20 protein-coding genes and 1 pseudogene are annotated in these 20277 nt (G+C 63.6%); 16 read left to right on the top strand and 5 right to left on the bottom strand.

All coding sequences use genetic code 11. The features are described from left to right. Positions 1 to 110: 110 nt before the first annotated feature. From CIT31_RS26485 to CIT31_RS26470, 4 genes and pseudogenes are all read right to left on the bottom strand, one after another. The gene (locus CIT31_RS26485; protein WP_082982096.1) at positions 111 to 674 is read right to left on the bottom strand and encodes an ActR/PrrA/RegA family redox response regulator transcription factor; all 564 of its coding nucleotides are present in this window, start codon (positions 672 to 674) and stop codon (positions 111 to 113) included. A gap of 64 nt (positions 675 to 738) precedes the next feature. Further along, entirely contained in the window at positions 739 to 2064 is a 1326-nt protein-coding gene (locus CIT31_RS26480; RefSeq protein WP_165778567.1) for an ActS/PrrB/RegB family redox-sensitive histidine kinase, read from the bottom strand. 33 nt (positions 2065 to 2097) lie between these two features. Further along, positions 2098 to 4677 carry an ATP-dependent helicase HrpB gene (gene hrpB / locus CIT31_RS26475; RefSeq protein ID WP_095521034.1) on the bottom strand — a complete coding sequence of 860 codons (2580 nt, stop codon included), beginning with the start codon at positions 4675 to 4677 and terminating at the stop codon, positions 2098 to 2100. Between the two features lie 91 nt (positions 4678 to 4768). Then, a pseudogene (locus tag CIT31_RS26470) lies at positions 4769 to 4989 on the bottom strand (hypothetical protein); the annotation flags it as partial. A gap of 106 nt (positions 4990 to 5095) precedes the next feature. On the opposite strand from CIT31_RS26470, the gene CIT31_RS26465 reads away from it, so the two are divergent. The 13 genes from CIT31_RS26465 to dhaK all read left to right on the top strand — a co-directional run bounded on the left by CIT31_RS26465 (position 5096) and on the right by dhaK (position 16065). Continuing rightward, entirely contained in the window at positions 5096 to 5785 is a 690-nt protein-coding gene (locus CIT31_RS26465; RefSeq protein WP_095521033.1) for a PIG-L deacetylase family protein, read from the top strand. Positions 5786 to 6017: 232 nt separating this feature from the next. After that, the gene (locus CIT31_RS26460; protein ID WP_095521032.1) at positions 6018 to 7349 is read left to right on the top strand and encodes an ABC transporter substrate-binding protein; all 1332 of its coding nucleotides are present in this window, start codon (positions 6018 to 6020) and stop codon (positions 7347 to 7349) included. Positions 7350 to 7472: 123 nt separating this feature from the next. Then, a complete protein-coding gene (locus CIT31_RS26455; RefSeq protein ID WP_036267555.1) occupies positions 7473 to 8420 on the top strand; it encodes a carbohydrate ABC transporter permease in 948 nt (315 codons plus the stop codon). After that, a complete protein-coding gene (locus CIT31_RS26450; RefSeq protein WP_095521031.1) occupies positions 8417 to 9367 on the top strand; it encodes a carbohydrate ABC transporter permease in 951 nt (316 codons plus the stop codon). Before CIT31_RS26455 ends, CIT31_RS26450 begins: the two co-directional genes overlap by 4 nt. Next, entirely contained in the window at positions 9364 to 9570 is a 207-nt protein-coding gene (locus CIT31_RS26445; RefSeq protein WP_095521030.1) for a hypothetical protein, read from the top strand. Before CIT31_RS26450 ends, CIT31_RS26445 begins: the two co-directional genes overlap by 4 nt. Positions 9571 to 9573: 3 nt before the next feature. Beyond that, a complete protein-coding gene (locus CIT31_RS26440) occupies positions 9574 to 10686 on the top strand; it encodes an ABC transporter ATP-binding protein (RefSeq protein ID WP_095521029.1) in 1113 nt (370 codons plus the stop codon). Continuing rightward, positions 10679 to 11698 carry an ABC transporter ATP-binding protein gene (locus CIT31_RS26435; RefSeq protein ID WP_095521028.1) on the top strand — a complete coding sequence of 340 codons (1020 nt, stop codon included), beginning with the start codon at positions 10679 to 10681 and terminating at the stop codon, positions 11696 to 11698. Before CIT31_RS26440 ends, CIT31_RS26435 begins: the two co-directional genes overlap by 8 nt. A 29-nt stretch (positions 11699 to 11727) precedes the next feature. Further along, a complete protein-coding gene (dhaL, locus tag CIT31_RS26430; protein WP_095521150.1) occupies positions 11728 to 12330 on the top strand; it encodes a dihydroxyacetone kinase subunit DhaL in 603 nt (200 codons plus the stop codon). Then, on the top strand, positions 12327 to 12716 hold the full coding sequence (gene dhaM, locus CIT31_RS26425; RefSeq protein ID WP_027151568.1) for a dihydroxyacetone kinase phosphoryl donor subunit DhaM: 390 nt from the start codon (positions 12327 to 12329) through the stop codon (positions 12714 to 12716). The genes dhaL and dhaM overlap by 4 nt, the downstream gene beginning before the upstream one ends. A 21-nt stretch (positions 12717 to 12737) precedes the next feature. After that, entirely contained in the window at positions 12738 to 13040 is a 303-nt protein-coding gene (locus CIT31_RS26420; RefSeq protein WP_095521149.1) for an HPr family phosphocarrier protein, read from the top strand. Next, positions 13024 to 14610: a phosphoenolpyruvate--protein phosphotransferase gene (gene ptsP / locus CIT31_RS26415; protein WP_095521027.1), complete on the top strand. Its 1587-nt coding sequence runs from the start codon at positions 13024 to 13026 to the stop codon at positions 14608 to 14610. The genes CIT31_RS26420 and ptsP overlap by 17 nt, the downstream gene beginning before the upstream one ends. 8 nt (positions 14611 to 14618) lie before the next feature. Further along, complete coding sequence (locus CIT31_RS26410; protein ID WP_095521026.1) at positions 14619 to 15044, top strand: hypothetical protein; 426 nt, start codon at positions 14619 to 14621, stop codon at positions 15042 to 15044. Positions 15045 to 15078: 34 nt separating this feature from the next. Then, positions 15079 to 16065, top strand: coding sequence for a dihydroxyacetone kinase subunit DhaK (gene dhaK / locus CIT31_RS26405; RefSeq protein WP_095521025.1), 987 nt, complete (start codon positions 15079 to 15081; stop codon positions 16063 to 16065). A gap of 371 nt (positions 16066 to 16436) precedes the next feature. Here dhaK and CIT31_RS26400 read toward each other — a convergent pair whose 3' ends face one another. Then, positions 16437 to 17183 carry a DUF2259 domain-containing protein gene (locus CIT31_RS26400; protein ID WP_245316476.1) on the bottom strand — a complete coding sequence of 249 codons (747 nt, stop codon included), beginning with the start codon at positions 17181 to 17183 and terminating at the stop codon, positions 16437 to 16439. Between the two features lie 212 nt (positions 17184 to 17395). On the opposite strand from CIT31_RS26400, the gene CIT31_RS26395 reads away from it, so the two are divergent. The 3 genes from CIT31_RS26395 to CIT31_RS35360 all read left to right on the top strand — a co-directional run bounded on the left by CIT31_RS26395 (position 17396) and on the right by CIT31_RS35360 (position 20152). Beyond that, entirely contained in the window at positions 17396 to 19303 is a 1908-nt protein-coding gene (locus tag CIT31_RS26395; protein ID WP_095521023.1) for a propionyl-CoA synthetase, read from the top strand. A 103-nt stretch (positions 19304 to 19406) separates the two neighbouring features. After that, positions 19407 to 19673: a hypothetical protein gene (locus CIT31_RS35365; RefSeq protein WP_245316475.1), complete on the top strand. Its 267-nt coding sequence runs from the start codon at positions 19407 to 19409 to the stop codon at positions 19671 to 19673. Further along, complete coding sequence (locus tag CIT31_RS35360; RefSeq protein WP_245316474.1) at positions 19670 to 20152, top strand: hypothetical protein; 483 nt, start codon at positions 19670 to 19672, stop codon at positions 20150 to 20152. The genes CIT31_RS35365 and CIT31_RS35360 overlap by 4 nt, the downstream gene beginning before the upstream one ends. Positions 20153 to 20277 lie beyond the last annotated feature (125 nt).

Below are 20277 nucleotides of genomic sequence, written 5' to 3'. Positions count from 1 at the left end.
GTATCCTTTGGGGCGCGCAAAGCACGCTGTAGGACTTTGAGTTTGCGCGTGATCCCCAGCGAAAACCGATTCCGCCATTCGCCGACACGAACCTTCGGTTCGGTCAGGCGTCAGCGCGGCGCGCGCTTGGCCAGTATCCGCTGCAGCGTGCGGCGGTGCATATTGAGCCGGCGCGCGGTCTCGGAGACGTTGCGGTCGCACATTTCGTAGACGCGCTGGATGTGCTCCCAGCGCACGCGGTCGGCCGACATCGGGTTTTCAGGCGGCGCGGCGCGTTCGCCCGCCGTGCGGGTGAGTGCGGCGAAAATGTCGTCGGCATCGGCCGGCTTCGACAGGTAGTCGATGGCCCCCAGCTTCACCGCCGTCACTGCGGTGGCGATGTTGCCGTAGCCGGTGAGGATGATGGCGCGGGCGTCGTCGCGCTTCTCGCGGATGGCGGCAACGACGTCGAGGCCGTTGCCGTCGGCGAGCCGCATGTCGACCACGGCATAGGCGGGCGGGTTGGCGCGCGCCTTGGCCACCGCCTCCTCGACGCTCTCGGCGGTTTCGACTACGAAACCCCTGGTTTCCATGGCGCGGGCAAGGCGCGTGAGGAACGGCTTGTCGTCGTCGACGATCAGCAGCGAGGTGTCCTCGCCTTCAACCATTGCGCCAATCGTTTCGTCGCCGTTCATCGTCTTCTAAATTCCTGCTGCCCGATTTTTACGCAGATATAGTTTTGGAGCGCTATTGTCCAATTCAAGCCGTGTCAAACATGGTGGCCGAAGCCGATTCAGGGTTGAGGAAGACGCTGCGCGGCCACGATATCTGCACGACGGCGCCCTCGCCCGGTTCGTTGGAATTGCGGAAATCGAGCGTGGCCCCCGAGCGTTCAAGCAAGGTCTTGGCGATGAAAAGCCCCAGTCCGAGGCCGCCGCCAGCCTCGGTGCCCTGGCGCGTCGACATATAGGGCTCGCCGATGCGGTCGATGATTTCGGGAGGGAAACCCGGCCCGTCGTCGGTGATCGAGAAGGTGACGGCGGCCTCGTTCCAGCTCCAGCGCACGGTGACGCTCTTACGGGCAAAGTCGACGGCATTCTCGACCAGATTGCCGAGGCCGTAGATGACGCCGGGATTGCGCCGCCCGACCGGTTCGGGGCCGATGCGCTCGCCAGGGCGAAGCTTGATCGAGATGCCGAAATCGCGGTGCGGGGCCGTCATCTCCTCGACCAGCGAAGTTAGCGGCATGCGGGAGAGATGCGCCTCGCCCTCGGACGACAGGCTGGTCAGGCGCTTGAGGATTTCCCGGCAACGCTCGCTCTGCGAGCGCAGCAGCGTCACGTCCTCGCCGTATTTTGGATCGTTGCGGAGCGCCTTCTCCATCTCCTTGGCGACAAGCGTGATGGTGGCAAGCGGCGTGCCCAGCTCATGCGCGGCGGCGGCGGCAAGGCCGTCCAGTGCCGACAAATGCTGCTCGCGCTGCAGCACCAGCTCGGTGGCGGCAAGCGCGTTGGCGAGCAGCCGGGCTTCCTCGGCCACGCGGAAGGCATAGATCGCGGTGAAAGCGATCGAGGAAAACACCGCCATCCACATGCCGGCGACATAAATGAACGGCATCTCCAGCGGCGCGCCCTCGTACCAGGGCAGCGGCAGATGGAAGAACACCAGCAGGCTCGCCGCCACCATCACCAGCGCGCCGAGGATGGCGGTCAGGCGCAGCGGCAGCGACGTCGCCGAGATGACCACGGGCACGGTGACCAGCACTGAAAACGGATTGGTGAGGCCGCCCGTCAGGTAGAGCAGGCCGGCAAGCTGCAGGCTGTCGATGGTCAGGATGGCGAAAGCCGGCAGCGGGGTCAGCCGATGCGCCGCCGGATAGCGGAAGGTCAGCCACAGGTTCATCCAGGCAGAACAGGCGATCAACGCGAAGCAGGGACTGACGGGCAGCGGGAACTTCAGCCCATAGGCAACGACGATAACCGCCAGGCTCTGGCCCACGATGGCAAGCCAGCGCAGCCTGATCAGCGTGTTAAGGCGCAGCCGCTGGCTTTGCTGGAAGTCGGGCGCCCGCAGGATGTTTATCATGGCCAAGGATTTATAGCCGGAAAAGGGTAAAGGCTAGGTCCCCCGCGGTTTGGCGCGGCTGGTGGCTGTGGCGAGAAGCGGGTTCTCCGGCCAGACGTGCTTTGGGTAACGACCACGCATGTCGGCCCGCACATCGGCCCAGGAGCCGCGCCAGAAACCGGGCAGGTCGCGGGTCGTCTGGATCGGCCGGTGCGCCGGCGATAAAAGCTCGAGCGTCAGCGGCACGGTGCCACTGGCGATCGCGGGATGCCGGTCGAGACCGAACAACTCCTGGACGCGGATCGCCAGCACCGGCCATTCGCCATCATAGCGGATCGGCACGTGGCTGCCGGACGGAGCGTCGAAATGGGTCGGCGCCAGCGCCTCGATCCTGCGCTGGAGATCGTGCGGCACCAATGCCATAAGGCCTGCCGAAAGCACGGCCGGATCGATCGCCGCAAAGGACGCCGCGCCGGAGAGATACGGCAGCAGCCAGTCGTCGAGGATATCGTCGAGCGCGGCGTCGGAAACATCGGGCCAGGGCGGGCCGAGGCCGCGATGCAGCCAGCCAAGCCGTTGACGCAGCGTTTCAGCCTCCTTGCCCCACGGCAAAAGCGACAGCCCGTGTTGGCGCAAGGCGTCGAGGATGGCGCGATCCGCCTCAGTGCCGGCCGGCGGCGGCAGCATACGTTCGGACAGCGTGAGGGCGCCGAGGCGAACGGTTTCGCGCACGCGCACCGCGCGCCTGTCGCGGTCGAAGTTGGTTTCACGGCTTGTCTCGATTTTTTGCGCAAGTGTAGCGCGAATGTCGGTCTCATCTATCGCCGCTGCCGCCGTGATGCGGGCGTTCTGCGCCTTGCCCTGCAGATCGGCGACGACGAGCCAGGCCGCGCCGGCCAGCGGGTCGGCGGCGTCGAGCATGGCGCCCGAACCGTTGGCCAGCACGAAACGGCCGCGCTCGCCGCGCGCCTTGGCGACGCGATCCGGCCAGGCATGGATGAGGAGCGCGCCGGCCCTACGCTCCCCCTCGAGGGGAGGGTCGATCCGCGAAGCGGAGCGGGGTGGGGTCGGATCGGGCACGCCATCGGCGATCCCACCCCGTCTCCCTCGCTTCGCTGCGCTCGGCTCGCTCGCCGGCCCTCCCCTCGAGGGGGAGGCTGAAGCCTGTTTCGCCAATCGCTCGGCGAGCTGCCGCGCGGCGATGGCGCGCGGCGATCTTTCGGATCGGAACCGCATCAGCCGCCGTTCGAGGTCGGCGCCATCGCCGCCAAGGCCACGCTCGGTGAGCAGCACGGCGAGCATGGCCGCTTCGAACGCCTGGCCTGTCTTTGCCGCGTCGGCGACCATGTGGGCCAGCCGCACCGGCAGCGCCAGCCTGCGCATCGCAGCACCCGATTCCGTCAGGCGCCCTGCCTCGTCGATGGCGTCGAGCGCACGAAGCAGCGATCTTGCCTCGTTGAGTGCTGGGGCCGGCGGCCGATCGAGGAACGAAAGGCTCACCGGGTCGACGACACCGAAGGCGGCGCAATCGAGCATCAACCCCGACAGATCGGCTTCAAGGATTTCCGGCGTGGTGAAGGCGGGAAGCGCCGCCGTCTGCTCTGCCCGCCACAGCCGGATGGCGACGCCCGGCTGCGTGCGCCCGGCGCGGCCGGCGCGCTGGTCGGCCGAGGCTTTGCTGACCCGCACCGTCTCCAGCCGCGTCAGTCCGCTGGCCGGTTCGTAGCGCGGCAGGCGCGACAGGCCGGAATCGATGACGACGCGCACGCCGTCGATGGTGATCGAGGTCTCGGCGATCGAGGTCGCCAGCACCACCTTGCGGCGGCCGGACGGCGCCGGCTTGATCGCGGCGTCCTGCGCCTTGTTGTCGAGCATGCCGTAGAGCGGCACGATATCGGTGTCGGCACTGACGCGGCCTTGCAGCCGCTCGGCGGTGCGCTCGATCTCGCGCTGGCCGGGCAGGAAAGCGAGCACGCTGCCGCTCTCATCGGCAAGGGCCGTGCGGATCGCCTTGGCCATGGCGTCTTCGATGGCGATGCCGGCCGGCCGCTCGTCGTAGCGGATGTCGACGGGAAAGGCGCGGCCTTCGCTCTCGATCACCGGGGCGCCGGAAAGCAGCCGCGAGACGCGCCCGCCGTCAAGCGTCGCCGACATGACCAGCAATCGCAGCTCGGGCCTCAGCGCACCTTGCACGTCGAGCGCCAGCGCCAGCCCGAAATCGCCGTCGAGCGAACGCTCATGGAACTCGTCGAAGAATACCGCCGAGACACCGGGCAACTCCGGATCGTCGAGGATCATCCGCGACAGCACGCCTTCTGTCACGACGAGGATTTTGGTCCTCGCAGAAGTGCGGTTTTCCATGCGCATGGCGTAGCCGACTGTTTCGCCGGGTTCCTCGCCGAGCAGTTCGGCCATGCGGCGGGCGGCAGCGCGGGCAGCGAGCCGGCGCGGCTCGAGCAGAATGATCTTTCCCGTGCCGAGCCATGGCGCGTCGAGCAGCGCCAGCGGCACCAGCGTGGTCTTGCCGGCGCCGGGCGGCGCCACCAGCACCGCGCTGTTGCCTTGGCCGAGCGCTCCGCTGAGCGCCGGCAGCACGGCGGAGACCGGAAGCTCTGGCAAGGGTTTTCTGGTCATTGTTCCAAGGATGCATCCATCCAATTGCGGCGGATCCGCAGCGCCCGCATATCAGCGGTGGCGGTCGCCGCGCAACCGGGGGCGGGCCAACTCAAAGCCGGGTCCGCGAGAACGGGTTCCAGCGCACCGTGCCGAGCCTCACATCCTCGCGCACCATCGTCAAAAGGCCGAAGCCGCCAATGACGGCGAGGCCGACAAGCGGCAGAAGATCGGGCGACAGAAGATCTGGCGACAGAAGATCTGGATATTTCTGGAGAACGCGCCCAGGATCACTGGCCCGAGTATCTGCGAATAATGCGTCGGCGCGATCCGCCCAGGCTTTTGACAACGACATCGTTGCATGAACAGCTTGCATAGGGGAGCTGGGCGAGCAGAATTCCGTTCGTCCACGTTATTCCAGTTCCAGGGAGAATGCAGAGTGAAGATACTGGCGCTCGGTGCGCATCCGGACGATATCGAGATCTTTATGTTCGGTACGATGGCGGCCTATGCCGCACAAGGCGCAGAATTGGTTTTTGCGATAGCCACGGATGGCGCCAAGGGCGGGAAGGGCGATCCGGAATTACTCGCCCGCGCCCGCCGCGAGGAAGCGGCTGTGGCGGCGGACCTGATTGGCGGGACACCGCACTTCCTCGGCTTTCCGGATGGCGCGCTGGTTGCCGATGCCGCGCTGATCGCGGCGCTGAAGGCGCTGATTGGCGACGTGAAGCCAGATCTGGCGATCACCCATGCGCCGAACGACTATCATGGCGACCACCGTGCGCTGTCGGATGGCCTGCGCATCGCGGCATCCTTCACTGTCCCGGTGCTGCATGCCGATACGCTCGGTGGCACCGGCTTTTCGCCGACGCATTATGTCGATATCTCCGGGCATTTCGAGCTCAAGGCAATGGCGATCCGGGCGCACCAGTCGCAGGACCCCGAACGTTTCGTCGATGCGGCGCGCACGCAGAACGCGTTTCGCGCCGGCCAGTGCAATGGCGCGACCGGTTCCTTCGCTGAGGCCTTCCGCTTCGAACCGATTTTCCCCTTCGCCGATATCCGCGCCCTGCTGCCGCCGGCCCCAGTGATCCGGCCGGTGACGGTGAGCACCAAAACGGTTAAATGAGCCGGCGCCCGCGCGCCGGACGATCTGACACCCGCCTTTTCTGAACCAAGCAACCCATGCGCCATGCTGCAGCGCAGCGACGAATTCGCTTGCCTTGTTTAGTAAAAATTGCATCACTAAACAAATTACTAAACACCCGACGCTCAACCGCGTCGCCATGTTTGGACCCCTGGGGAGGGGGACGAGGTTTTGAAACCGTCATCCGGACGCGTTTCGTAAATGGGAGGAAGGCATGAAATCGACCTTGAAACTGACGTTAGGACTGACCTCGGCGATGTTTGCGTCGACCGCCGTTTCGAACGTCGCGCAGGCGGAAGATCTGACGCTTTGCTGGGCAGCTTGGGACCCGGCCAACGCGCTTGTCGAATTGTCCAAGGATTTTACCAAGGAAACCGGCATCGGCATGAAATTCGAGTTCGTGCCGTGGACCAACTATGCCGATCGCTTCCTCAACGAGTTGAATTCCAAGGGCAAGCTGTGCGACCTGATCATCGGCGACAGCCAGTGGATCGGCGGCTCAGCCGAGAACGGCCACTACGTCAAGCTGAACGACTTCTTCGATAAGGAGAAGATCAGCATGGACGACTTCGTGCCGGCGACCGTCGTCGGCTATTCGGAATGGCCGAAGAACTCGCCGAACTACTGGGCGCTGCCGGCCATGGGCGATGTCGTCGGCTGGACCTACCGCAAGGACTGGTTCTCCAAGCCGGAACTGCAGAAGGAATTCAAGGAAAAATACGGCTGGGATCTCGCCGCGCCGACGACCTTCGACCAGTTGAAGCAGATCGCCGAGTTTTTCCAGAAGCGCGAGATCGACGGCAAGACGGTCTATGGCGCGTCGATCTATACCGAGCGCGGCTCCGAAGGCATCACCATGGGCGCCATGGACGTGCTCTACAGCTTCGGCTTCAACTATGAGAAGCCCGACAAGCCCTACGAGATGGACGGCTTTGTCAACTCCGAGAAATCGGTGAAGGGCCTGGAGTTTTACAAGGCGCTCTATGACTGCTGCACGCCTCCCGGGGCCTCGAACAGCTACATGGGCGAAGGCGTCGACGCCTTCAAATCCGGCCAGGTGGCGATGCACATGAATTTCGCCTTTACCTGGCCCGGCCTGCAGAAAGACGAGAATGTCGGCGGCGACAAGATCGGTTATTTCGCCAATCCCAAGGGACCCGACGGCGATCAATTCGCCCAGCTCGGCGGCCAGGGCATTTCGGTGGTGTCCTATTCCGACAAGCAGGAGGCCGCGCTCAAATACATCAAGTGGTTCGCCAACAAGGACGTGCAGGCCAAATGGTGGTCGCTGGGTGGCTTTTCCTGCCTCAACGCGGTCGTCAAAGACCCAGGCTTCCCGGCCAGTCAGCCCTATGCTCAGACCTTCCTCGACTCCATGGCCATCGTGAAGGATTTTTGGGCAGAGCCCAGCTATGCGCCGCTGCTGCAGGCGTCGCAGAAGCGCTTCCATGACTATGTCGTCGCCGGCCAGGGTTCGGCCAAGGATGCGCTCGACGGCCTGGTCAAGGACTGGACCGAGGTCTTCCAGGACGATGGCAAGATGTAGTTGGGGCAGATGTAATCGGCTCCTCCCGAGCCATGCCGCGTGTCCCGTGCCGCCCTTGGCACGGGACACAGTTCAGATAAATTCCATTGTCGAGACGACCAAGTGACCGAAGCGGGACTGACCATGCTCAATCGGACTGCGGACAGCGTTGCCCGGGCTACGCCTGAGCCGTTGGCCCGCAAGGTCCGGGGCATCAGCGACAAGGGCCTCGCCTGGCTGTTCATCTCGCCGACGATCCTGTTGCTGCTCGCCATCAACATCTTCCCGCTGTTCTGGGCGATCTATCTCTCCTTCACCAATTACCGCGCCAATCGCCCCAACGAGGTGGTCAGGAACGTCGGCCTTGCCAATTACAAACGCATCCTCGGTGACCAGGACATCTGGATCGCCATGCAGACGACGGCGCATTTCGTGTTCTGGACCATCCTGCTGCAGACGCTGATCGGCTTCACGCTGGCTTGGCTGATAGACCGGAAGTTTCGCGGCCACGCCTTCTGGACGACCATCATTCTCGTGCCGATGATGCTGTCGCCGGCAGTTGTCGGCAATTTCTGGCGCTTCCTCTACGAGCCGCAGATCGGTCTGTTCGCCTATGCCGTCTCGTTCGTCACCGGCATTCCGGCAACGCAGATCGGCATGCTCTCCAACGTGTCGCTGGCGCCGTGGTCGATCGTCATCGTCGACACCTGGATGTGGACGCCTTACGTGATGCTGATCTGTCTCGCCGGGCTGCGCTCGATCCCCGAATACATCTATGAGGCGGCCGAGGTCGACCGGGCCTCCAACTGGCGGCAGTTCTGGTCGATCACGCTGCCGATGGCGCTGCCCTTTATCATGCTGGCGGTGCTGTTCCGCGGCATCGAGAACTTCAAGATGTTCGACATGGTCAACCTGCTCACCGGCGGCGGACCGGGCTCGACCACCGAAGTCGCCTCGATCACGCTGAAGCGGCAGGCCTTCGAAAGCTGGCGGACGGGTTATTCCTCAGCCTTCGCCATCATCCTGTTCGTCGCGGTGTTCGGGCTGGCCAATATCTACGTCAAGGCGCTCAACAAGGTGAAGCAGAGATGAGCCTGACGTCAGCCCATTCAGTCGTCGCACCCTCGGCCACGTCGAAGCGCGTCGCCGGCACGATCATCGTGCTTTACGCGCTGATCTCGATCGTGCCGCTGCTGTGGATCTTCGCCACCAGCTTCAAGACGCCGCCGGATTCGATCGCCTATCCGCCGAAGATCCTGTTCCAGCCGAGCGTCGAGGGCTACTGCAATCTGTTCTCGACCCGCACCCGGCAGACACCGGAATACATCAACTCGCTGGGACCGGCGACGGGCCTCTGCGAGGAGACAGTGCGCAAGCGCAACATGGTGATCGCCGGGCCGTCCAACTTCATGCCGCGCTTCATAAACTCGCTGATCATCGCCTTCGGCTCGACCTTCTGCGCGGTGTTCCTCGGCACAATGTCGGCCTATGGCTTCTCGCGCTTCAAGGTGCCGTTGGCCGACGATCTGCTGTTCTTCATCCTGTCGACGCGGATGATGCCGCCGATCGCGGTCGCTATTCCCATCTACCTGATGTACCGCGAGCTCGGCCTGTCGGACACCGCACTCGGCATGATCCTGCTCTACACGGCGGTCAACGTGTCGCTGGCCGTGTGGCTGCTCAAGGGCTTCATCGACGAGATCCCGCGCGAATACGAAGAAGCGGCGATGATCGACGGCTATACGCGGCTGCAGGCCTTCTGGCGCACCGTGCTGCCGCAGGCGACCACCGGCATTGCCGCGACGGCCATCTTCTGCCTGATCTTCGCCTGGAACGAGTATGCGTTCGCCGCACTGCTGACCTCGGGCACGGCGCAGACCGCACCGCCCTTTATCCCGACCATCATCGGCGAAGGTGGCCAGGACTGGCCGGCCGTCGCCGCGGGCACGACGATCTTCCTGGTGCCGATCCTGGTGTTCACCATACTGCTCCGCAAGCAGTTGCTGCGTGGCATCACCTTTGGCGCGGTGCGCAAATGAGCCTGACCCAACCCGCAAAACGCAAGTCGCGCTGGCCGGCATGGGCGAGGCGCGGCCTGATGGAGAATATCGCGACGGTGACCATAGCCATTGGCTTCCTGATGTTGTTCCAGCCCTTCGCGCTGTCGCTCTATACTTATTCGTTCATCACCATGCTGGCCGGCACGGCGATGTTCATAATCGTCTCGAAATTTCCGGAGTAGAGGATGGCGGAGATCAGGGTCGAGCATCTGAGAAAGGCATTCGGCGATTTCGTCGCCGTGCAGGATTCCAGTTTCGTCGTTAGAGATGGCGAGTTCTTCGTCATGCTGGGACCGTCGGGTTGCGGCAAGACGACGACCTTGCGCATGATCGCCGGCCTGGAATTGCCGACCGGCGGCAAGATCCTGCTTGGCGGCGAGGACGTCACCATGCGGCGTGCCCGCGAGCGCGACATCGCCTTCGTCTTCCAGCTGTTCGCGCTCTATCCGCATATGAATGTGCGCAGGAACATCGGCTTCCCGCTGCTGGCGCAAGGCATGCCAGGCATCGAAATCCGCCAGCGCGTCGAGGAGACGGCGAAGCTGTTGCGCATCGACCAACTGCTCAACAAATCAGTCTCCGGCCTTGCCGGCGGCGACCGCCAGCGCGTGGCGCTCGGCCGCGCCATCGTGCGGCGGCCAAAATGCTTCCTTATGGACGAGCCGCTCGGCACGCTCGACACCGAATTCCGCGATCTCATGGTCCATGAGCTGCGCGAACTGCACAACCGCATCCATGCCACCACCGTCTACGTCACGCATGACCAGATGGAAGCGATGTCGATGGCCGACAAGATCGCGGTGATGAACCACGGCGTCATCGAACAATTCGGCACGCCACGCGAAATCTACGATCGGCCGGCGACGATGTTCGTCGCCGATTTCATCGGCTCGCCGCCGATGAATTTTCTCGGCTTTGGCGGCGGGCTTTCAAAGGGCGCCAGGGAGATCGTGGTGCAAGGCGCCAAGGTGGCAGTGCCGGAGGTGCGCGAGGATATCGCGTCGACCGACATGGCGCTCGGCATCCGGCCGGAACACATCCGCTTCGACGACGGCTCGAAGCTGCGCGGCGCCATCTATGGCACCGAATATCTCGGCACCACGCAGATCGTTGCGGTGGAGACATCAGGCGGCATCATCAAGGCGCGGGTGCCGGCCGAAATCCGGCTCAATGCGGGCGACCATGTCGGCCTGGCGCTGAGCAGCGCACGGCTGTCGCTGTTCGAGAAGGGATCCGGCCGCGCGGTGCGAACCGCAATCCATGACGGGGCCTCCCAGGGAAAAGCGCATCATGGCTGACGTGCACATCAAAGGCGTGACAAAAGCCTTCGGCGACCATGTCGCCGTGGACACTCTCGATCTGCACGTCGCCGATGGCGAATTCGTCGTGCTGCTCGGCCCGACCGGGGCCGGCAAGACGACGACGCTCCGGCTTGTCGCAGGATTGGAACGGCCGGATACGGGCTCAATCCATATCGGCGGCCGTGATGCGACAATGTTGTCGCCGGCCGAGCGCGACACCGCCTTCGTCTTCCAGCAATATTCGCTCTATCCGCATCTGTCAGTCTACGACAACCTGGCCTTTCCGCTGCGCTCGCCGGCGCGGCGGCTGAGCGAGGACGAGGTGCGCCGCCGCGTCGAGGATGTGGCCAAGATGGTGCGTATCCACCACAAGCTCTCCAACCGCTCCACCAAACTTTCCGGCGGCGAGATGCAGCGCGTCGCCATCGGACGCGCCCTAGTGCGCAAGCCCTCGATCTACCTGATGGACGAGCCGCTGTCGTCGCTCGATGCCAAGCTGCGCGCCGATCTCCGGCTCGAGCTGAAGCGCATTCAGGCCGAGGTCGGCGCTACCATGCTTTATGTCACGCACGACCAGATCGAAGCGATGACGATGGCCGATCGGATCGGGATTCTCGCCGATGGCGTTCTGGTGCAGATCGGCACGCCGAGGACGATCTATTCCGAGCCGGCAAACCTTCATGTCGCCGCAAGGCTCGGCCAGCCGGCGATCAATCTGTTGCCGACCGGCCTGCTGCCCGATGGCGACATGCCGGCGGGAACCAGGACGATCGGTGCGCGTACAGAACATCTGTCGATCGGCAAGGCATCGAACGGCCCCGCCGACGGCGTTGTTGACTGGGTCGAACATCTGGGCGACCAGAATCACCTGCATGTGACGGTGGGAAGCAAAAAGCTGGTGACGCTGACCGACCCCGACACGCAATTGGAAAGAGGCGACAGGGTGGCTATTCGTTACCGGGCGCCGCTGTTCTTCGACCAGGCCGGCAACAGGATTGCAAACCGATGAGCCCTGGGACGCTGGACAAGACTGGGACGATGGACAAGGTTGACCTGAAGACGCTGATATCAGCCACCGCCGACACGATTGCAGCTCACGCGGACGAGCTGACCGCGCTCGACCAGGCGATCGGCGACGGCGACCATGGGCTCAATATGAAGCGCGGCTTTGAGGCGGTGCGAGCTGAGGCCGAGGCGTTCGCGGCAAAGCCATTGCCGGAGGCGCTGAAGGCGATCGGCACCAAGCTGGTGATGACGGTCGGCGGGGCGTCGGGACCGCTGTTCGGGACGCTGTTCATGGCGCTCGGCAAGGGGATTTCCGCTGAGCCGGATCACGCCAATCTGGAGGCGGCCTTCGGTAAGGCAATCGAGGCGGTGGCAGCCAGGGGCAAGTCGCAGGTCGGGCAAAAGACCATGCTCGACGTGCTGAAGCCGGTGCATGACGCCGTGCTGCAGGGAAAAACCGGGGCGGAAATCGCCGATGTCGCGGACAATGCGGCCGCTGCCACCGTGCCGATGAAAGCCTTGCGCGGACGCGCCTCGTTTCTCGGCGACCGCTCGATCGGCCATATGGATGCCGGCGGGCGCTCGGTCGCGCTTTTGGTGCGGGCCGTCGTCGAAAGCATCGAGGGGCAAGCATGAGCAATGTCGGCATCGTCATCGTATCGCATTCACCGCTGGTCGCCGAAGGCACGGCCGATATGGTGCGCCAGATGGTCGGCGACGAAGTGCCGCTTGCATGGTGCGGCGGAAACGGCCATGGCGGGCTGGGAACCAATGTCGAGGCGATCATGGGCGCCATCGACAAGGCCTGGTCGGAGGCGGGTGTCGCCATACTTGTCGATCTTGGTGGCGCCGAGACCAACAGCGAGATGGCGGTCGAGATGATCGGCGAGCCGCGCGCGCACAAGATCATCGTCTGCAATGCGCCGATCGTCGAAGGCGCGGTGATGGCGGCGACGGAGGCGTCCGGCGGCGCCTCGCTCAGGGAAGTGGTGGCGACGGCACACGAATTGTCGCCATCGTGAATGAACAGGAATTTTGACAGCATGTCCGCATCCGCCGAAGCCACAGTCCTGATCACCCATGAGGTCGGCCTGCATGCGCGCCCTTCGGTGAAGTTTACCAAGCTCGCCAAGACATTTTCAGCCGAAGTCGAAGTGGCGCTCGCCGCCAACGGGCCTTGGTTCGACGCCAAGAGCATCGTCAAGGTGATGGCGGCCAAGGCGCCGAAAGGCACGGTGCTGCATATCCGAGCGAGGGGTGACGGCGCCGGCGAGGCGGTCGGCGCGCTGGTCGAGCTGGTGCGGCGCGACTTCGACGAGGGCGTGGACCATGCCCGAACCGCTTAGGCTGAAGGGGATTTCGGCTTCGGCCGGCTATGCCGAAGGGCCGCTGTTCAACCTCGATCCGGTTGTCGCGCGCTATAACCGTAAAGCGACCGCCGCTGACGAGAGGCTCGCGCTCGGAACGGCAATCAAGGCAGCGACCGGCCGACTTGCCACGCTCGTCGCAGCGACCGAGGGCGATGCAGCCGAAATTCTCGAATTCCAGCTCGCCATGCTGGAGGACGATGCACTGACCGGCCCGGCCTTTGCCGCGATTGCCGTCGGCCAGCCGGCCAATACGGCATGGCGGCAGGCGCTCGACGCCGAAATTGTGGGCTACGAGACGTCCGATCAGGACTATTTCCGGGCGCGCGCCGCCGACATGCGCGACATACGCGACCAGGTGCTGCGTACACTGACCGAAGAGAGCGAGGCTGCGGCGCCGGCAGGAGCCATCTTCTATGGCGAGGACATCGCGCCGACGCGCTTTCTCGAAACCGACTGGAGTTCCGGCGGCGGCATTGCGCTGAAAGCGGGCAGTGCCGCCAGCCATGTCGCCATGCTGGCGCGCTCGCGCGGCGTGCCGATGATCGTGGGGCTCGGTGCTTCGCCGGCTCATCTTGCCGGCGTCGCCCTGCTTGATGCCGAGCATGGCGGCATCATATTGGCGCCATCAAGGGCAGAGGTCGAGGCGTTCCGGCGAAAATCGTCCTCTTTCGCGGCACGTCGCGACCGGGCGGAAACTTTTTTGACCCGGCCCGCAGTGACGAATGCCGGCACGGCGGTGAGGGTGCAGGTCAACATCGCCGATCCGTCCGATGTCAACAGCATCGATGTCTCGACCTGCGACGGCGTCGGGCTAATGCGGACCGAATTCCTGTTCGGCAAGACGCTGCCAGATGAGGAAACGCAATATCGAGCCTACCGCAAAGTGCTCGAATGGGCTGAAGACAGACCGGTGACAATTCGTACCGTCGACGCCGGCGGCGACAAGCCGGTGCCGGGGTTCACCGTCGAGGAGGGCAATCCTTTTCTCGGCCTGCGCGGCATCAGGCTATCGCTGGCAAGGCCGGAGGTTTTTCGGGTACAGATCCGGGCGCTGCTGCGCGCCGCCATTCATGGCAATCTCAAGGTGATGTTCCCGATGATCGCCGTTGTGGACGAATATCAGCGTGCCGCCGCCCTGTTCGCGGAAGAGAAGGCCGCGCTTGCCGCGCGCGGCGTCGCGCAAAAAATGCCGCCGCTCGGCATCATGGTCGAGGTGCCATCGGTGGCGATCGCTCCTGAGGCTTTTGCCGAGGTCGCTTTCTTGTCGATCGGCTCGAACGACCTGACCCAGTATGTGATGGCGGCGGCGCGCGACAATGCTTCGGTTGCGCATCTCAATTCGATCAGGCATCCGGCCGTGCTTCGGCTGATCGCCTCGGTTGCGGCGTTCGGCCGCGCGCAAAAGATTCCGGTCAGCTTGTGCGGCGACGCCGGCGGCGATCCGGCGGCGATCCCGGCGCTGATCGAGGCCGGCCTGCGTGACCTTTCCGTGGTTCCCGCCCAACTCGCAATGGCCAAGGCGGCCATTGCGGACGTTTCGATCTAGGCGCGGGCATGGCCGAGAAGACACCCGAACCCGGCTCCGAAGAGGCGATCCGCGCCTATAAAATGGTCCTGTCGCAGGTCCTCGACCAGCGCCCGTCCGGCATGCGCCAGCGCTTGGCCGATGCGCTCGGCAAGCACCGCAGCTTCGTCACGCAGATTTCCAGCCCGGCCTATTCGATCCCGATCCCGTCGAAACATTTGCCGGCTATTTTCTCCGTCTGCCATTTCAGCCCGGCCGAACGCGACCATTTTCTTGCCGCCTACCATCAGGCGCATCCCGGAAAAATGTCGGTGGCATCAGGCATGCGCAAGACGCGGCATGTCTCGCTGATCGTTCCCGATTTCGGCGACGACAAGCAGAATGCAGCGCTCGACCGGGCGGTCAACGATTTCATCCAGAAAATCACCAGCATCGCCGGCAAGGTTGGGACATAGTCGCGCCACGCCTGGCCATTTCGGAAGGACGGTCATGAAGAAATTTCTGAATTCGGTCGACACGGTGCTGGCCGAAAGCCTCGACGGCTTCGTCGCCGCGCACTCCGACATACTGGTGCTGGGCGACGATCACAAATTCGTTCGCCGCAAAGCGCTCAAGCCCGGCAAGGTGGCGCTGATTTCCGGCGGCGGCTCTGGCCACGAACCGCTGCATGGCGGGCTGGTCGGCCATGGAATGCTGGACGCCGCCTGCCCCGGTCAGGTGTTCACCTCGCCGACGCCGGACCAGATGCTGGCGGCTGCAGACGCGGTCAACACCGGCGCCGGTTGCCTGTTTATCGTCAAGAACTACGAGGGCGATGTGATGAATTTCGAGATGGCCGCCGAAATGTCGGAGGGGGTCATGCAAGTGGTGACCAATGACGACGTCGCGGTCGAGAACTCCTCCTACACCACTGGCCGGCGCGGCGTTGCCGGCACCCTGGTGGTCGAGAAGATCGTCGGCGCCGCAGCCGAGCAAGGCATGGCACTGAAGCCGTTGAAGGCGCTTGGCGAACGCGTCAATACCGCAACGCGGTCTATGGGCGTTGCGCTGACCAGCTGCACCGTACCGGCGGCCGGCAAGCCGACCTTCGATATCGGCGACGGCGAGATGGAGTTCGGCGTCGGCATTCATGGCGAGCCCGGCCGCCGCCGCGACACGTTGAAGAGCGCCGACGCCATCGCCGAGGAGATCTGCTCGGCAATCCTGGGCGATCTGCGCGACAGGGCGAAAGGCCCGGCGCTGCTTTTCATCAACGGCTTCGGCGGCACGCCGCTTATGGAGCTCTATCTGATGTACAACAGCGCCCGGAAAATCTTCGGGAGCAACGGCGTGACGGTCACTCGCTCACTGGTCGGGTCCTATGTGACATCGCTCGACATGGCGGGCTGCTCTATCACGCTGACCATGGTCGACGACGAGACGACCGCATTGTGGGACGCACCGGTGCATACGGCTGCGCTGCGCTGGGGGATGTAGAACCGCCAACACCGCGCTGCCGCTTACAACAAAAGTGGCGGTCAAAAAGCAAAGCCCGCTTCAGTCTGCGAAGTGGGCCTTAGCGAGGACTCCCAACAACAGTCGGTGACAAAACTGTCATGCTCTATCCCGAGCATTATCAGGCCAGTGTGGTGGAGTTAGGCACAATGTTGCTTTGTTTACCTTTGGTAAGGTAAGGAATCCGGCGATTTTGGGAAGGCAGAACATGCGTTACAATTGGGATCGAGCGCCGACGGGTTTCGAACGTCACAGAAAGGCGCTGGCCGCTGCCTTGCTGATCGCCGGCGGTGTCGGCCTCATGCTCGCGGCGCTGCCGCTTTAGAACCGTATTTGAGCGCAAGCAGCGCTTTTCAACGCAGCTGGCCGGTCACGGCGATAAAGCGGCGGTCCAGTCCTTCAAATCCCTGGCTGAAGCGTTGCACGAGCACGGCAAGCACTGCCGGTTTGCCGTCCGGAGTGAATGCATAGGATTCCGACAGGCTGTAGGAGGTCGGGCAATTCCTCGAGCCGGGCACGGTCTTGTCCTCATGCAGCAGTTGGAACGGCTTGCCATCCTGTGCCTGCAGCGTCAGGCGGAAACCGAACGCCTTGCCGGCCGTGGCGCCTTGCTGCTCGTCGAAACTCGACGAGCAATCCATCGTGCTGTCGGCAAGTATCTGGTCGAGCTGGATGATCGAGATGCCGAGCTCGTCATAGGTCGGCGAAAGCCATTTCTGCGAGACCTGCTCGAGGCGCGCAATGTCTTGGTAAGCGACCATGTCGTCCGGAAAGGTGAACCTGTCCAAGGCCGTCCGCTCGCCGCGCGCCGCTATGGCATATTGGGCGAGGATCGGCGCCGCCTGCGCGGCAGCCTGTGCCCTCGCCTGATCGAGAGTGAGCGTCGCCTCCTCGGTTTCGTCGACGATGCGGATCGGTTTGCCGCCGACGAACTCATCGGTGCGCGTGTCGATGATGTCGATCTCCGACCAGCCAGAATCCGAAGCGCCGGCATCGATCGTGCCGTACTGTTCGAAGGCGAAGTACGTACCGTCCGGCGAAAAGCCGATAATGCGCCGTGCCGCCGCATCGCCGGCCTGAGCGGCGGAAGCGACCATCATCAGCATCGCGGCCAATAAGGCAGATCCAACCTTGCATCGCAACTTCATTGCGCCTTGCCCCAATTATGACCCCAGACCCCAATTATAACCCGAGACCATCGTGCCGGGTATTTGCGACCAAGGCGAGAACGCCAAAAGACGAAATTGCATATGCTTGCAAAAACAGCATACGCTATTTCAAAGACATCAGACATTCCTGGGGAGGAAGCCGGATGGCGTCACGCTACCACGAGGTCTATGACGGCTGGAAACGCGACCCGGAAAAATTCTGGGCGAATGCGGCCAAAGCCATCGACTGGTTCACACCGTTCGACACGGTCTTCGATCCGAATGCCGGCGTCTATGGGCGCTGGTTTGGCGGCGCCTCCTGCAACACCTGCTTCAACGCCGTCGACCGCCACGTGGCGGGTGAACGCGCCGATCAGATCGCGCTGATCCATGACAGCGCGATTTCAGGCACGATCAGGAAATTCACCTATGCCGAACTGAAACGCGAGGTGGTCGCGCTGACGTCGGTGCTGAAGAACCGCGGCGTCCAGAAAGGCGATCGGGTCATCATCTATATGCCGATGGTGCCGGAAGCGGCGTTTGCCATGCTTGCCTGCGCCCGCATCGGCGCCGTGCATTCGGTCGTCTTCGGCGGCTTTGCCTCGCACGAGCTCGCCACGCGCATCGACGATGCCAGGCCGAAGCTGATCATTTCCGCCTCTTGCGGCCTGGAGCCCGGGCGCGTCGTCGCCTACAAGCCACTGCTCGACAAGGCGATCGAGATGTCGCGGCACAAGCCCGAGGCCTGCCTCATCCTCCAGCGCGACCAGCTGCCCTGCGAGCTCAGGGAAAACCACGACATCGACTATGCCGACGCCGTCGCCCGCGAGCGGGCCGCAGGCGCCAATGTCGACTGCGTTCCAGTGCTCGCCACCGATCCGCTCTACATCATCTACACCTCCGGAACGACCGGCCAGCCCAAGGGCATCGTGCGCGACAATGGCGGCCACATGGTTGCGCTGAAATGGTCGATGGAGAACGAGTTCGGCGTCAAGCCGGGCGAGGTGTTCTGGGCGGCTTCCGATGTCGGCTGGGTGGTCGGCCATTCCTACATCGTCTACGGCCCGCTGCTGCATGGCTGCACGACCGTCATGTTCGAAGGCAAGCCGGTCGGCACGCCCGACGCCGGCACCTACTGGCGGGTGATCGCGGAGCATGGCGTCGTCGCGCTGTTTACCGCGCCGACCGCCTTCCGCGCCATCAAGGGACAGGATCCCAAGGGCGAATTCGTCCCGAAATACGACCTGTCGAAATTCCGCACACTGTTCCTCGCCGGCGAGCGCGCCGATCCGGAAACCATCAAATGGGCGGAGCAGAAACTGAGCGTGCCGGTAATCGACCATTGGTGGCAGACCGAGACCGGCTCGCCGATGACGATCAACCCAGCCGGATTGGGCCTGCTGCCGGTGAAATACGGCTCGCCCGGGGTGCCGATGCCCGGCTACGACATCCGTGTGCTCGACGATGCCGGCCACGAAGTGCCGCGCGGCACGTTGGGCAATGTCGTGGTCAAGCTGCCGCTGCCGGCCGGCTGTCTGCCGACGCTGTGGAATGCCGATGACCGGTTTCGCCAAGCCTATCTCGATGAATTCCCCGGTTTCTACAAAACGGCGGATGCCGGCATGATGGACGAGGACGGCTATTTGTTCGTCATGGCCCGAACCGACGACATCATCAATGTCGCCGGCCACCGGCTTTCGACCGGCGCCATGGAGGAGGTGCTGGCCGGGCATCCAGACGTTGCCGAATGCGCCGTCATCGGCATCGCCGACGCGATAAAGGGCCAGGTTCCGCTCGGCTTCGTCGTGCTGAATGCGGGTGTCGCGCGTGACACCGGCACTATTGAGACCGAGGTGGTCACGCTGGTGCGCGAGCGGATCGGCCCGGTCGCCGCCTTCAAGACGGTGGTGACGATCAAGCGCCTGCCAAAGACGCGCTCCGGCAAGATCCTGCGCGGCACCATGCAGAAGATTGCCGATAAGGAAGAATGGACGATGCCGGCGACCATCGACGATCCGATCATTCTCGACGAAATCACCGCAGCGCTCAAGGGACGCGGAATCGGCCTGTAAAGACATCGGAGCATCGACAGCGCGCCCGGTAGCCAATTGGCCATTGTGCAATGCAGCAAATCGCCATACAGTTTTGTCGGGGTCGCCCACCGACGATTACGGCATGGCTCAGCAAAAAACCACATTTGGCGGCGTCGACATACTTCGATTTCTCGCCGCAGTGCTCGTGATGTTCTACCACTATGGTTACTGGGTGTGGGCCTTTCCCGCCGGCGTTTCGGCACGGGCCACCGGCGGCATCCCGCCGCATCCGGAACTGGAGATGCTCGGCTCCGGATGGGGGCGTACAGGTGTTTTTCGTCATCAGCGGCTTCGTCATCGCCTTCAGCGCCGAAAACTCGACCGCCTTGCGGTTTTTCGGCAAGGGTGAGGCGGCTGGCGCCGGCAGTCTGGATCTGCGCGCCGGTCACCGCGGCGGTGCTGCTCCTCGTCGGGCTCAGCTGGCCGACGGATGCCGTGACCCGGCTCGTTCCCACGGCATTGTTCGCTCCCTACTCGCCCTGGGTCGACAGCGTCTATTGGACGCTCGGCATCGAGATCGCCTTTTACGCCGTCGTCTGGACCTTGCTGTGGCTGGGCCGCTTCCATCTGATGGAGGTGGTGGCCATCGCGATCGGCCTGATCAGCACGCTCTTCTGGTGCCTGTATTATCCGCTCGACTGGTCGGAGTTTGCCGAGACGCGTTGGTTAGCCCTGCTGTTGGTGCATCACGGATGCTTCTTTGCGACGGGCGTGATGATCTGGCTGATGCGATTCAAGGCGGTGACGCCGTTCCCTCTTGTCCTCTGCGCGCTGTTTCTGGCCGGCTGCGTCTGCAGATCGCCAGTTCGGTCGATGTTCACACGGTGAAGGTCGAAGAGCAGATGCCATACGCGCCACCGATCGTCTTCTTCCTAGAATCTTTCACGTTTTGACGGAAGCGTATCCGGCGTTAGCAAAGTAGTTGTTGCATTCTGTAGCCTCGATGGTTTCGA

This window comes from Mesorhizobium wenxiniae (assembly GCF_002284535.1).
GTDB classification, from domain to species: Bacteria; Pseudomonadota; Alphaproteobacteria; order Rhizobiales; family Rhizobiaceae; genus Mesorhizobium; species Mesorhizobium wenxiniae.
Note: the sequence above shows the minus strand (reverse complement) of the source record. Positions and strands in the feature narration are given on the sequence as shown.